The sequence below is a fragment of the Pseudomonas sp. SDO5271_S396 genome, from assembly GCF_054071795.1.
Genome location: NZ_JBSVWB010000059.1, coordinates 1 through 13,085, shown reverse-complemented (window position 1 = coordinate 13,085; position 13,085 = coordinate 1). Strand labels below are relative to the sequence as shown.

The 13,085-nt window shown below is 60.8% G+C and carries 12 protein-coding genes; 3 read left to right on the top strand and 9 right to left on the bottom strand.

Features of this window, described 5'->3' with window-relative positions; translation table 11 throughout:
* Positions 1-2: 2 nt before the first annotated feature.
* The 6 genes from ACW9IN_RS26715 to ACW9IN_RS26690 all read right to left on the bottom strand — a co-directional run bounded on the left by ACW9IN_RS26715 (position 3) and on the right by ACW9IN_RS26690 (position 6,800).
* Positions 3-707 carry an ABC transporter permease gene (locus tag ACW9IN_RS26715; protein WP_457368684.1) on the bottom strand — a complete coding sequence of 235 codons (705 nt, stop codon included), beginning with the start codon at positions 705-707 and terminating at the stop codon, positions 3-5.
* On the bottom strand, positions 707-1,561 hold the full coding sequence (locus tag ACW9IN_RS26710; RefSeq protein ID WP_457368664.1) for a transporter substrate-binding domain-containing protein: 855 nt from the start codon (positions 1,559-1,561) through the stop codon (positions 707-709). The genes ACW9IN_RS26715 and ACW9IN_RS26710 overlap by 1 nt, the downstream gene beginning before the upstream one ends.
* Before the next feature lie 25 nt (positions 1,562-1,586).
* Positions 1,587-3,581, bottom strand: coding sequence for an aminotransferase class I/II-fold pyridoxal phosphate-dependent enzyme (locus tag ACW9IN_RS26705; protein ID WP_457368663.1), 1,995 nt, complete (start codon positions 3,579-3,581; stop codon positions 1,587-1,589).
* A 395-nt stretch (positions 3,582-3,976) separates the two neighbouring features.
* Positions 3,977-4,966 (bottom strand): hypothetical protein, encoded by a 990-nt coding sequence (locus tag ACW9IN_RS26700; protein ID WP_457368662.1) that lies wholly within the window; start codon positions 4,964-4,966, stop codon positions 3,977-3,979.
* A 31-nt stretch (positions 4,967-4,997) separates the two neighbouring features.
* Positions 4,998-5,753: a CDP-diacylglycerol diphosphatase gene (locus ACW9IN_RS26695; protein ID WP_457368661.1), complete on the bottom strand. Its 756-nt coding sequence runs from the start codon at positions 5,751-5,753 to the stop codon at positions 4,998-5,000.
* A 63-nt stretch (positions 5,754-5,816) separates the two neighbouring features.
* Positions 5,817-6,800 (bottom strand): aldo/keto reductase, encoded by a 984-nt coding sequence (locus ACW9IN_RS26690; protein WP_457368660.1) that lies wholly within the window; start codon positions 6,798-6,800, stop codon positions 5,817-5,819.
* A gap of 112 nt (positions 6,801-6,912) precedes the next feature.
* On the opposite strand from ACW9IN_RS26690, the gene ACW9IN_RS26685 reads away from it, so the two are divergent.
* The 3 genes from ACW9IN_RS26685 to ACW9IN_RS26675 all read left to right on the top strand — a co-directional run bounded on the left by ACW9IN_RS26685 (position 6,913) and on the right by ACW9IN_RS26675 (position 11,973).
* Positions 6,913-7,839, top strand: a complete 927-nt coding sequence (locus ACW9IN_RS26685; RefSeq protein ID WP_457368659.1) for a LysR family transcriptional regulator — start codon at positions 6,913-6,915, stop codon at positions 7,837-7,839.
* A gap of 231 nt (positions 7,840-8,070) precedes the next feature.
* Positions 8,071-10,602: a hypothetical protein gene (locus tag ACW9IN_RS26680; RefSeq protein ID WP_457368658.1), complete on the top strand. Its 2,532-nt coding sequence runs from the start codon at positions 8,071-8,073 to the stop codon at positions 10,600-10,602.
* Positions 10,603-11,973, top strand: a complete 1,371-nt coding sequence (locus ACW9IN_RS26675; RefSeq protein WP_457368657.1) for a hypothetical protein — start codon at positions 10,603-10,605, stop codon at positions 11,971-11,973.
* Between the two features lie 12 nt (positions 11,974-11,985).
* On the opposite strand, the gene ACW9IN_RS26670 is transcribed toward ACW9IN_RS26675, so the two are convergent.
* From ACW9IN_RS26670 to ACW9IN_RS26660, 3 genes are all read right to left on the bottom strand, one after another.
* On the bottom strand, positions 11,986-12,132 hold the full coding sequence (locus ACW9IN_RS26670; RefSeq protein WP_457368656.1) for a hypothetical protein: 147 nt from the start codon (positions 12,130-12,132) through the stop codon (positions 11,986-11,988).
* An 11-nt stretch (positions 12,133-12,143) separates the two neighbouring features.
* A complete protein-coding gene (locus tag ACW9IN_RS26665) occupies positions 12,144-12,320 on the bottom strand; it encodes a hypothetical protein (protein ID WP_457368655.1) in 177 nt (58 codons plus the stop codon).
* Between the two features lie 69 nt (positions 12,321-12,389).
* On the bottom strand, positions 12,390-12,935 hold the full coding sequence (locus tag ACW9IN_RS26660) for a hypothetical protein (protein ID WP_457368654.1): 546 nt from the start codon (positions 12,933-12,935) through the stop codon (positions 12,390-12,392).
* Between the last annotated feature and the right edge of the window lie 150 nt (positions 12,936-13,085).

Below are 13,085 nucleotides of genomic sequence, written 5' to 3'. Positions count from 1 at the left end.
CCTCACTCGACAACCGGCATCCAGCGACGAATGCGTCGCTCCAGGCGCCCGGACAGGTAGTTGGAAGCCAGCGTCACCAGGTAATACAAGGCGGCGGCCGTGAGGTAGAACAACAGGTACTGGCGGGTCGAGCCCGCCGCCTGCTTGGCGGTGTACAGCAACTCGTTGGTGCCGACCACGCTGATCAGGGCGCTGTCCTTGATCAGGTTGATCCACAGGTTGGACATGCCGGCCAGGGCATACGGCGCCATGATCGGCAGCGTCACCCGGCGGAACAGGCCAACGCCGCTCAAGCCGAAGGCTCGCGCCGCTTCAATCTGCCCGTGGGGAATCGCCAGGATCGCCGCGCGGAAGATCTCCGACGCATAGGCGCCCTGCACCAACCCGAGCACCAGCACCGCCACCAACGGACCGCTGATGTTGACTTGGGCGAACCCCAGCCACAGCATCAGCGCGTTCAGGCCCATGGAGCCGGCGTAGTACAGCAGCAGGATCATCAGCAGTTCCGGCACCGCGCGAAACACTGTGGTATAGCCGCGCATCAGCAGTGCGATCGGGCGTGGCGCACCCAGTTTGGCGCACGCCACCACCAGGCCGATCAGCAAGCCCACCGCAAACGAGCCGGCGGAGATTTGCAGGGTCATCCCTAACCCTTTGAGTAACGCGTGGCCCCACCCTTGCTCGTCGAAACTGAGGAGTTCGAACATCATTCGGTCTTCTGGGCGACTTGCTGGTACGGGCTGTCACAGGTCTTGCTGACGAACGCCGGGGTGTCGGTGCGCTTGCACGGGCTGACCGACAGGCCGAAATAATGCTGGGACAGGTCGTCATAGTCCTTGCTCACCAGCAGTTCGCCGATGGCCTTGTCGAGCCGCGCCTTGAGGGCGGTGTCTTCCTTGCGCAGGCCGGCGCCGACGCCACGGCCGATGATCGGGTCGTAGGGCACGCTGGCGATATGCGCCAGGCCGCTGGCCTCCGGGGTCTTGACCATCATGGCGATGGCGGTGTCGTCGGCCATCATGTAGTCGATGCGCCCGGCGATCAGGTCGGCGTTGGCCGACTCCTGAGTGTCGTAGTACTTGAGGTCGGCGATGTTCTCGTAATACTTCTTCAGGTAATTGGCGCTGACGGTGGAGATCTGCACCCCGATCAGCTTGCCCTTGAGACCCGCCGGGGAAATTTCCACTTCGCTGCCCTTGGGACCGGCCACCCCCAACAGAGAGTCGTAGTAGGCGCGGCTGAAGGCGATCTGTTTTTCACGCTCGTCGGTGACCGACATCGACGAGAAAATCACATCGATCTTCTTGGCCAGCAGCGAGGGAATGATGCCGTCCCAGGCCACTTCCTTGATCTGGCATTCGGCTTTCATGCCCTCACACAACTTGTGGATCAGGTCCACCTCAAAGCCGGACCATTGACCGTTGCCGCCTTTCACGGTGAACGGTGGGTAGGGTTCGGCCGCGACGGCGAACACGATGGGTTTTTCCGCGGCCTGGAGGAAACCGGCGGCCACCATCAACACTGCACTGCTCAACCACGTTGCCATGCGTTTGGATTTCATGATTTTGCCCCGTCTTTTTATGGAGTTAGCGAGTTTGATGCGCGTTGACGAACTGTCGGCAACGTTCACTGCGAGGGTCGATGAACACCGCATCCGGTGAACCGGTTTCCTCGATCATGCCTTGGTGCAGAAAAGCGACTTTGGAGGACACATCCCGGGCGAAGGCCATTTCATGGGTGACCAGGATCATGGTGCGGCCTTCTTCGGCCAGGGAGCGGATGACACGCAGCACTTCGCCCACCAGTTCCGGGTCGAGGGCCGAGGTGGGTTCGTCGAACAGCATGACTTTGGGGCGCATGGCCAATGCACGGGCAATCGCCACGCGCTGCTGCTGGCCACCGGACAGAAACGCCGGGTATTCATTGCGCTTGGCGGCCAACCCGACACGGTCAAGCAGGCTTTCGGCACGCTCGATGGCTTCGGCACGGCTTTCGCGCAGCACCTGGGTGGGTGCCTCGATGAGGTTTTCCAGCACGGTGCGATGCGGCCACAGGTTGAAGTTCTGGAACACCATGCCCAGGGTGGAGCGGATACGCACCAGTTGCGCGGCGTCGGCCACCAGCGGCGCGCCGGGGCGGTCGTAATTGAGCTTTATGCTCTCGCCATCCACCCGAATGCTGCCCTGATCAGGGATTTCGAGCATGTTGATGCAGCGCAGCAGCGTACTTTTGCCCGAGCCGCTGGCACCGATCAGCGAGATCACATCGCCTTCGTGGGCCGTGAGGGAAATGCCCTTGAGCACTTCGATATTGCCGAAGCGTTTATGCAGGTCGATGACTTCGATCATCTTGCGGGCCTGGGCCGGTGCCGCCACTTCAATCTTCGGTGCAGCGGCGATACGCGGTTCGGTCGCAAGCCTGGCCACGAACTGTGCGATACGCCGGCAGGCTTCAGCCAGACGCTCCTCACCCAGGGTGAACGACAACCGCACAAAGCCCTGGGCCGGTTCGCCGAACGCGGCGGCGTCCAGTACCGACACCCCGGCTTCGCGAAACAGCCGCCAGGCGAAATCCAGCGAACTCAACCCCGTGCCACGTACGTCCACCAGCACAAACATGCCCGCCTGCGGCGCCTGCACACGGATCCCCGGGCACTGGCCGAGGCCGGCCACCACCAGGTCACGCCGACGACGATAGAGCTCGCGCATGCCCACTGTCACTTCGTCGTGAGCCAGCACGGCAGCCGTCGCCGCTTCCATCACAAACCCCGGCAACCCGTAAAGCATGCTCAACACCAGGGTCTCGGCATGGGCGACCATCGCCGGTTGGGCCACGATCCAGCCGATGCGCCAGCCGGTCATGGCGTGGGACTTGGACAGGCTGCCAATCACCACGCAACGCTCGGCCATGCCCGGCAAGGCCGCGAGACTGTGATACTGGCCGTCGAATACCAGGCTTTCGTAGACCTCGTCCACCACCACCCACAGGTCATGGGCGATGGCCAGGTCGGCAATGGCTTGCAGCTCCTGCGGGTCGAGCACCACACCGGTGGGATTGTTCGGGTTGGAGAAGAAAATCGCCCGGGTACGCGGGGTGATCGCCGCCGCGAGCGCTGGTGCATCGAGGCGAAAACCCGACTCCGGTGAACACGGCACCCTCACCAGGCTCGCACCGCTGGCCTTGAGCGTGGCCTCGTAAGTCACATACATCGGGTCGAGCACCAGCACTTCATCGCCGGCCTGCAACAGGCACAGGGAACTGATGAACAAGGCGTTCTGCGCACCCGGCACGATGATCACGTTTTCAGCGTTCAGCGGGCGCGCCAGGGTCTGGCTGTAGCGCGCGGCGACGGCCTCGCGCAGTGCCGCGCGGCCAGGAATTTCGGTGTAGTGGGTATCACCGGTGCGCAACGCGCCGACGGCGACATCGGTGATGAACGATGGCGTGGCGAAATCCGGGTCGCCAACGCTGAGGATGATCACGTCTTCGCCTTGGCTGGCAGCGTGGAACGCGGCGTGGTGGATGTCCCAGGCGGCTACGCCCTGCCCTGCAATTCGTTCGACGAAGGGGGAAAACCGCATGCCAGAGCCTCTCGTTCAAGAAGAAAAAGCGCGAACCCGCCTGCATGCAAACGGGTGGATGCGGTCAACATAGTTGAAACTGAACAGTCGTTCAATGGATAAATTTGAGCGGATGTCGTTTATCGAGCAAAGAGGTCGTGAATGAAATTTACCGGGCACACGCGGTTTAAATGTGGGAGCAGGCTTGCTCACGAATGCGGAGTGTCAATCACTGAATATGCTGACTGACCCAACGCATTCGCGGGCAAGCCCGCTCCCACAGGAATTGGCAGTGGCTGGAAAAGCGCTGTCGGCAGTGCCATCGCGTCGGGCATTTTCTTGCCAACAACACAGGTCCCCTGTGGGAGCTGGCTTGCCTGCGATAGCCTCGACGCGGTGCCGGATCGTACAGAAGATCAGCGCGCCTTCAAACCGATGGTGCCGGCCGCCTGGTCATACAGCACCGCGTTGTCGAAATACGTCAGCAACCCGGCATTGATACCGTGAAAGTTGCGCGGGCCCTGGGCGCTGATATAGCGCACATAGCGCCCGCCACTGTTGTCCACCTTGAAGTGCTGGCCCAACTGGCTACCGTCGGCCATGGCCAGGCTGAAGTGCGCCGGCGTGCCAACCGGCCAGTTGGTCTGCAAGGCATCGGCGTAAATATGAAAACCCGCAGCGCCGGTGTCGAGAATGCTGTTGGCGCACACCTGCTCACGGGTATCCAGGCGTTGCAGGCAACCTTGCACGCCATGGTCCTTCCAATACGGGCCGGCATCACCCGGCTTCACGGCAACGCGTTGCAGGCTGATGTTTTTGAAGCCCCGGGTTTCAGCCGCGGTCGGGTTGATGATCAATTGCCCGGTGCTCTGCCCTGGCCGTGGCAGCAGCACCAGCCAGCGGCCACCCATGGCTACCAGCGGGTTGGTGGCGGACGCGCGCAGCATGCCCACGCCCATGATTGCCTTGAAGCCTTCGCCCCATTCGGGGCGGCCACCCATCAGGAAGTCCCTGGCGGCCACCGTGGACGCCGGGCACTTCGGGCGTGCCTCGCTGCAACCGATGCTGTCCACCAACTGCATCGGCACCCGTGCCGAGGCATTGCCCAGGCTGACCCGCGCCAGCGCCAGCTTGCCACCCAGGCGCACGCCGCTGCCGTACTGGATCGTCGCGGGAGTGTCTTGTGCGACGACGTCCTGGGGTTTGAGCACTCCCGGCAGCACGCGCAACCCCACCGAGCCGGTGTCGAACTGGGTCTCCACCGATGTGCCGCCGATTTTCAGCGTCACGCTGTAGCGCAAGTCACCATTGGCCATGGTCGCACTGTGGATCGGGACGACTTCGCGAGTGGCGGCCTGAACGGCACCGGCAAGCAGCAACAGGGAAAGCAGCACAGTCGAGCGCATGGAAGGATATCCCAGTCAGAAAGGGAAAAAGTTATAACTGACTCATCAGGTCGCAGCGATAGTCCTGCAACTCGCCGGCCGAGCCCAGGTTCAGGTCGGTGAGATCCAGGTGAGTGGTGAGCAACACGAAATTGCCGTCGGCGCGCGGCGCCATCAACAGCCCGTAATGGCTGATCGAGTCATTCTGGGCCGCCGCATAGTCGCGCAGCAGCGCCAGCGGGTCGAGCACCTCGGCATCCGCCGCCGAGAACATGCGCGCACTGTAGGTGTGCCCCTTCAGCTCGGTGGGCAGCACCTGCCATTGTTCGCTCAGGCCTTTGGTTTGCTGAGTGAGGCTCATGTAAACGTCCGGGCGCAGACAGGCGATGTGCACGTGCAACTGGTTCTGTGAACGGCCATAGCGTGAGTTGATTGCCACTGATACGAACTGATCGGCGATCGGTTTTTTCAGGCCTTCGGACAACACCCGCCGATGCTTCCAGGCCTGGGCGAAGTAATGCGGCAGCAACTGGCGACTAAGGGCTACGTCTTCGATACCGGTGACTTTGTCCACGGGAATCAGCAGGTCATGCAAGGGGCCGTTGCGGTCCTTGAACAGTGTGTAGCCACGGTCCAGGTCCACCGCCAGGCAAGGGGCGGGATTGTGCTGCCGTTGCTGGTTGGGCACGCATTGCTGGCTGACGATCTGCCACAGGGCATCGGGGTTGCCCCGCCATTTCCAGGCCCCCAGCACCACCAGCCCACAGAGCAAACCACCAGCGATCGTGAATACGGTACCGCGCTTCATGCAAAAACCTCGACGTACAGGGATATCGTTCTTTATTCGGCTGCCGACATCCCTGTCGAAGAGTTAACGCTTGGCGGGGGCCATAAATTCCGGGCCGATGGGATCTTTTATCGTGCTGGCCAGAATACGGTCGATATGGCCCAGGTCATCGGCGGTCAGTTGCCAGCCGAAAGCATCTTCATAGCCTCTCAATTGCTCGGGGCGGCGGGCACCCCACAGCGCAACCGTCGGCCCCTGGTCCAGCACCCAACGCAGCGCCAGCGCAAGCACGGTTTTGCCGTGGCATTCGCGGGCATACACGTCCAGCGCCGCCACGGCCGCCAGGTACTGCTCGAAGCGCGGCGCCTTGAATTTCGGATCGAGCTTACGCACGTCATCGCCGGAAAAACTGGTGGCCGAATGCATGCTGCCGGTCAGCAAGCCCCGGCACAGCGAACCGTAGGCCAGCACCACCAGGGAATGCTGTTTGGCGTAAGGCAGGATATCGCTGTCGATGGCGCGCTCGAACAGGTTGTACGGCGGCTGCACCGTCGCCAGGGTCGTGTGTTGGCTGAACGCGTCCATCTGCGACGGCGAGTAGTTGCTCACGCCCACCGCCAGGATCTTGCCTTCGCGGCGCAAACACTCCAGTTCGTAGGCAGTCTCTTCCTGCGTCACCAACGGGTCGGGCCAGTGGATCTGATAAAGGTCGATGTAGTCGGTTTCCAGGCGCACCAGCGAATCTTCGATTTCCTTGCGGATGCGCTGGGCAGTCGCGTTGCGGCGGGTAGTGCCGTCATCCCATTGCAAACCGGCCTTGGTAGCGATCACCGCGGTGTGGCGGATGCCACGCAGGGCCTTGCCGATCAATTCTTCGGACAAGCCGAAACCATAGACCGGCGCCGTGTCGATCAAGTTGATGCCGCTGGCCAGGGCGTGGCGGATGGTCTTGATGGACAGTTCATTGTCCGAGCCGCCCCACAGACGGCCACCCATGGCCCAAGTCCCCAGGGCGATCCGTGAAACGGCTTTTTCGATACCGGGGATCTTGAGGGTTTCGATACTCATAAAAAATCACTCTGCCCATAGCAATACTTTGAAAAGCAATTACTCTAGGTCATCCATGGTTGAATAGGGCTCAACGCCGCATACAACCGAATTCTCCTAAAAGAGTCTTGAAATGGCCGCTTTTAACCGCTCAGAACTGGCCGATCTCAATGTGTTCATGGCCATCATCCGCCGTCGCAGTTTTCGCCACGCCGCCCATGAGCTGGGGGTCACCACTTCGGCGCTGAGCCACACCATGCGTAACCTCGAAACCCGCCTGGGGGTGAAGTTGCTGTACCGCACCAGTCGGGCGGTGGAACCCACCGATGCGGGTACCCTGCTCGCGGAAAAACTTACCCAGGGCTTCGCCACGATCCAGGACGGCCTCGACACTCTGGAGCTGTATCGCGAAGCCCCCATCGGCCGCCTGCGTCTGAACGTGCCACGGGATGCGGCGGTGCTGCTGTTTTCGCCGATCCTCGGCGATTTCTGCGCCGCGTATCCGCAACTGCGCCTGGACCTGATCGTCCAGGACCAGATGATCGACATCATCGCCGAGGGCTATGACGCGGGGATCCGCTATGGAGCGACCGTGCCCCAGGACATGGTCGCCGTGCCACTCACCGGCGAGCTGCGCTGGATCATGGTCGCCTCCCCCGCCTACCTGGCGCACCATGGCACACCGCAGGAGCCCGCCGACCTGTTGCAGCACTCCTGCATCCGCATGTACCTGGGCGACAGGACCACCTACAAATGGGAGCTGGGCAACGGCCCGCGCCAGCAGCGTCTGGATGTGCCTGGCCATTTCAGCGCAGCCGACACCGAAACCATCGTCAATGCCGCACTGCAGGGCGTGGGTGTCGCCTATGTGCTGTCCAACCGCGTGGAGCAGGAACTCAAGGACGGCCGCCTGCACGAAGTCTTGCCCGACTGGGCCAGCATGGGTGAACCGCTGTACATGTACTACCCGAGTCGCCGGCAATCGCAGCCGGGCCTGCGGCACTTGATCGATATGATCCGTCTGAAAACCATTGGCTCGCAGTTGATCGAAACGCATTGAACCAGCACCGCGCGGCGGTTCTCAAACCTGCATGACCCACCACTGGGGTGGTGCATGGCGTGAGCACCCAGCCGATGCTGGCCTGGTACGAACGACGCTCATCATAGAAATAGCAACACAAAAAACGCACAACGCCGGGAATCATCAGGGGTTCAGGTGACACACAGACTCTGTCGCGGGGCAACCAGCGCCTCAGGTACAGACCTGTCAATCACATGATGAGAAACCACGATGATCAATTCCACCCAAACGCCTCGGCTTGATCCATTCTCCACCGCCCCCGTTTCCCCAGCCCTGACACGACAACGCCGTGAGGCGGATGAGCCCGCCGACAGCCAGGAACAGCTGCCCACTACGCGAGAGGAAAGTGACAGCGAGCTGGCGGCGCTCTATCGCCATACGCTGGCCAAAACCACCGGTCATACTTCACACGATTTCAACCTCTCGCTGTACCCCGTCCCGGCCGGCTCAACCTTTGGGCAATGGTGGAACCACCTGGCGCTGGCGTTTCAGTCTCCCGATGTCGTGCAGTGGATGGAAAACCGGGGGATCAAGCGCAACTCGATCACCCTCAACCCCACGTCCGGCCAGATTTCCTTCAGCCTCAAAGCGGATCCCGGCAACGTCATTCACACATTGAGAGGCGACGATCCTGAGTGGTCTGCCGTCAACGGCCCGATTCTGGAGGCGGGTCGTGTCATCGTCTCCGGTCACAGTTTCGCAACGTTCTCCCCGCCTTCGCTTACGACCGCGCGAAGTGCGCCCTTTGGGCTGGTAAATCGCTTCTACAAGGAGCCGACGCTGCTGTCCCGCGAGCAAATACAGCAGCGCGTGGATGAACTGGCACGGGACAAAACTTTCATCGAATTGGGGCCCGAGTTTTTTTCGGACCTGCATGCCAGTCGTAGCGAAGCGAAGCTTGAGGAGCAACAGGCATTGCTGGGTGATATCGGCAACCGCTACCAGGCGGCGAACGATCTGCGACATCTGGCAGGAATGGTTCGTGAAGGCTCGCGCGATACGTTAGAGATCAATAGCGAGCTGAAGTCGCGTGTGCTGTATATGGATCCGGCGGGCACTTACGTCCCTGAAGATGGAGGCCGGTGGAACAGCGTCAGCCTGCTGCAGTTCATCAAGGATCACGGTTGGAGCGTCCCCACCGACCTTGAGCAACTCGACAACCTGGCCGCCGCCCTCTCGACTCCGCTTCCCAAGGCGGCGGTCCATGGCAATTACGGGGGTGCCCTGGCCTGGCCCGAGCCGCTGGATGCCGTCAGCGAAGGGCAATTAAGGGCGGATATCCAGGGCAAGCTGGACGGGATCGACCTCACCCCGTTCGGCAGCATCCTGCATTACCTGTCGGACGGCGAGCAGATATCCGCCGAAATCGCCGCGGATCCCCGGCGGTTGATCGACACGCTGATCGAGTCGCCCAAAGGCCAGGCGCTGGGCAAGGCGCTTCAGGAACGGTTCGAGGCCCGTTCGGTCAAGGGCAGTGCCAACGACTGGCTGCTGGCGGCCTTGAACCTGGAGCTTGCCGCACCGAACGACGGACAAACCCGGATCGCCGGGTACACCTTGCTGTCGGCCCAGAACGCAGGCAAAACCGCAGCCACCGTGTTGAAGGAGTTGACGGAGGTGTTGGCCAAGGCCGGCAAGGGTTTATCACCCGAGTTGGCGTCGGCTCAGGCCACGTTGTTGCTGTCCAGCCGCGCGCCGGCGTTTCTGGTGCGTGACATTCCACAGGATCTGGTGCTGGGTACCCACAGTTGGGTGAGTTTCACCACGGCGGTAGCGCGTATCGAAGCCCAGGCCCCGGGGGCGACGGCGACCATGAGCTATGCACAGGTCATGCTGCACGCCAGCATCGCGCCGGTTTCGCAAGAGGACGCGCGCATCGAGTTCGCAGCCCATACCGCCGCACTCAAGGACTGGGCCGTTGCCAATGGCGGCCCGTACCCCGTTACCGAGGCCGAGATGGCTGACGTGCGCAACGCATTTGCGGCTCAGGTCAACGAGCTGCAAAAGGCCTCGCAAGCCTCCACCGCGGAAATGCCAATTGCTAGGGAGCTGGCTCTGGAACAGCTGAAAAAGGCTCTGCCGGCGCTGGACCCAAAGCACCTTGAAGATAAATGCATCAGCGTCAGCCCTGCCAACCGGTACTTCCCCGGGCCCTACTCGATACTGGATTTATACCTCGACGGTCGAGGCATCCCAAAAGCACCGGACTCCGCCGATAACTGGGGGGAAACAGGTCGAGCCCTCATCAAGTCAGCCACACATGACATCGTCGATTTACCATCCGACGGCAGGCCGGGCACCTGGGTCTCTTCGTCGACGGCATTCGACATCGCCGATGTCCTGCAAAAACTCAAACCGCTGCCCCACCTGCCCAGCGCCTTCGAGGGAGCCTTCTCGGAGTATGCCGGTGCGATCAAGACCGCCACTGCCGCGCAGATAAAATACCTGGTGTCGAAGCTGCCCCTGGCGGACCGGCAGAATTTCGAGTTCGGCAAAGTCACCATCGCCAGGGAAAAGTATTACGAATGGGGCGGCGAGAAGCCTTCGACTGAAGGTCGTGTGCAGGTCAAGATCGAGCGCGATGGCCAGATCCACAATTACCAGATCGACCGTCTGCACGGCACAATCACCCCGCGCCCTGACCTCGGCGACTTCAAGACTAGCGAGCCCTATTACAAAGAGACACGCCCTTTCAACGAGTTCAACATCGTCACGCCCGAGGGGAACTACCCTGCCGGATAGATGGACGAGACCCCGGGTGCCAGCGGCATCCCAGACAGCTTCGGCAGTGCGCGAACCGCTTACCTGGCCGATGCGATCCTCAAGGACATGGACATTCCCGCTGTCAAAAAGGCCGCCAAAGGCGTGACCACCTTTGATACGGAGGTGCCAACCCACGAAAAAGCCGCACAGTTTGCCCTGAACCTCATTCCGTTCCGCTCAGCGATCGTCAATTTCCAGAATGGCAATACTCGCCAAGGGGGTGGGGATTTGTTCTGGGATGTATTCGGCTTCCTGGTCGGCTTCGGCATTGCGTTGAAAGGCGCCAAAGGCGTGGCTCAGGGCGTCTCTGCGCTGACCAAAGTCGGCCAGACGTTCAAGATCGTCGGGCGCGCCGCCGTGGGGGCGCTGAACCCGCTGAGCGGGGTGGACAACCTGGCGCGGGGCGTCGGGAACGTCGTGCGCAAGACGTACGGCGCAGCCTACAACGGCATCAAGCAGCTGCGCGGATCATATCGCAACGTCAACTTACTGGAGCTGGCGAAAAGGCCGGACATTGCCGAGGGCACATCCAAGTCGTTAGGCGCGGTCCAGGAAAATCGCGTGTTAGCCAAAACAGACCCGGCAACGGACCATTGGCATGCCTATGATCCGCGTACACGCCTGGCATATGGCAAACCGCTGGAACAGTTCACCGCCGACACATCGGTGCGCGCCGCTCCCGGGCTGATCAGCCGAACCGAGCCCAGCTTGTTAGACACAGGGTTGTCGCTTGATAACGTTGTCCAGTTAGGCGGCACTATGCAAGAACTCAAAACCATCGGTTCAGGCATGCATACCTATGTAGATCAATACAAAGGTACCAAGCGACTCAACATCATTGCCCACGGCGAAGGACCGGATCCAACCAATGGTTACTTGAACAAGGGCACCTTTTTATACGCTGACAATAAACCCCATGACGCTAAAAGCCTCATCGACCTGCTCAAGTCCAAAGGAATCGATCCGGCAAACTACGACAATGTACGCCTTTGCGCCTGTTACAGCGCTAATGGGGGTTCCGCCTCTTTCGCACAGCAATTTCAAAAAGAGATCAACCGACCGGTCAAAGCCTTTGAAGGGATGATCATCGCGAACGCAGGTCCGGAGGAACTGAATGTGCTGCGTGAACGATTTGGGGAAAACATCAAAAAGTTCCATCCCAATCTGCCACCAGATCAGGCTGAGCTGATGGCAGACATGAGGTATAGCCAGTTTCATGCACGCAAGACCACGCACATTCTGGAGAAAAATAATGGCGACAAGATGCGCATTAAAGTGCAACTCCCCGACGGATCCGTTTCCACTAAAGAAGCGACCGTGAACTATAAGCCGCGGCACTTCCCTGTCTGATGGCTAGTCGCTTCAATCCTGATTCTCTGTATTCCCCACATCCGCCGCTTCATCCAGATCATTGAGCGGCACTTCTGCATCATCCATCAGCGACCCGGGGTCTTCATTGCCCGGGTCGTTGAGTTCTTCCTCGAGTTCTTCATCAAGTGCATCTGACATGACCGTCTCCTCTAACCGCCCTGGGTGTCGATATCCGCATCGGTTTCAGGCTTGGGCTCGCGCTCGGGCTTGAAGTCTGGACTGTAGTCGTTTTCCTTGGCCTTCGGGTCTTTGGCCGTTGGATCCTGGCTCAGCGCCGGGTCCTTGGGGGCATCGGCGCCGGTGGCGGGTTGCTTGGGTGTGCTCATGGGTTACCTCTCTGAAATCTCGCCTGCGTAACGTTAAGGTCACGCGCCGGGTGCTGAAGTTCCCCTGGTTTAAGACCCCGGGTTGTCTACCTGAATGTAGAACGCGTAGATCCCCAGCAATAGCCAGAACACCATGAACAACCATGGCGCGCGCATGGAGAACAGCAGCGACTTGCGATACCCCTTGTGGGATGACTCGGTTTCGCAGAACAGCGGCGACTCGTCGTAGGCCAGGCCCATGACCGGCTCGCTGCGCAGCAGTTCGCTTTGCTTGTAATGCCAGTGATCGATGATTTCGTAGGCTGCACGAATGCCCGGCCAGGCGTTCAACGAACTGAGGATGCCCAACGCCACCAGAAACACCGGCACCACCAGGGTGAACAACTTGCCCCATTCCGGGTTGAGGTTGCCCATGCCGGAGACGAAGGCGATCACCAGGAACGACTGGGCCGTGAGGTAGGCGTCGGTACGGTTGGCCAGGATGCTGGTCTCGTACTGGATTTCTCGCCGATAGAAGTCCAGGCGGTCCTTGGGCGAGCCGAAAATCTTGGCGTTGTGTTCACTGTGGTCGGTCAGCGCGGCTTCGGGGGTCTGGGGCGAGATGATTCTGGGCACGTCGATGCTCCACACGGGGTCGGGTGAAGTTAGAAAAAAAGGGCCTGGGGGAAGTTCAAGTTTGTTCGCGCACCAAACAAGGGCATGCAGTGCACTGTAGTGAGCGGGCTTGTCCCGCGCTGGAGTGCGCAGCGCTCCCGCTTTTTTTGG

Coding starts and splice junctions, on each gene's coding strand:
- ACW9IN_RS26715 (WP_457368684.1), bottom strand. CDS start 707: ATGTTCGAACTCCTCAGTTTCGACGAGCAAGGGTGGGGCCACGCGTTA.
- ACW9IN_RS26710 (WP_457368664.1), bottom strand. CDS start 1,561: ATGAAATCCAAACGCATGGCAACGTGGTTGAGCAGTGCAGTGTTGATG.
- ACW9IN_RS26705 (WP_457368663.1), bottom strand. CDS start 3,581: ATGCGGTTTTCCCCCTTCGTCGAACGAATTGCAGGGCAGGGCGTAGCC.
- ACW9IN_RS26700 (WP_457368662.1), bottom strand. CDS start 4,966: ATGCGCTCGACTGTGCTGCTTTCCCTGTTGCTGCTTGCCGGTGCCGTT.
- ACW9IN_RS26695 (WP_457368661.1), bottom strand. CDS start 5,753: ATGAAGCGCGGTACCGTATTCACGATCGCTGGTGGTTTGCTCTGTGGG.
- ACW9IN_RS26690 (WP_457368660.1), bottom strand. CDS start 6,800: ATGAGTATCGAAACCCTCAAGATCCCCGGTATCGAAAAAGCCGTTTCA.
- ACW9IN_RS26685 (WP_457368659.1), top strand. CDS start 6,913: ATGGCCGCTTTTAACCGCTCAGAACTGGCCGATCTCAATGTGTTCATG.
- ACW9IN_RS26680 (WP_457368658.1), top strand. CDS start 8,071: ATGATCAATTCCACCCAAACGCCTCGGCTTGATCCATTCTCCACCGCC.
- ACW9IN_RS26675 (WP_457368657.1), top strand. CDS start 10,603: ATGGACGAGACCCCGGGTGCCAGCGGCATCCCAGACAGCTTCGGCAGT.
- ACW9IN_RS26670 (WP_457368656.1), bottom strand. CDS start 12,132: ATGTCAGATGCACTTGATGAAGAACTCGAGGAAGAACTCAACGACCCG.
- ACW9IN_RS26665 (WP_457368655.1), bottom strand. CDS start 12,320: ATGAGCACACCCAAGCAACCCGCCACCGGCGCCGATGCCCCCAAGGAC.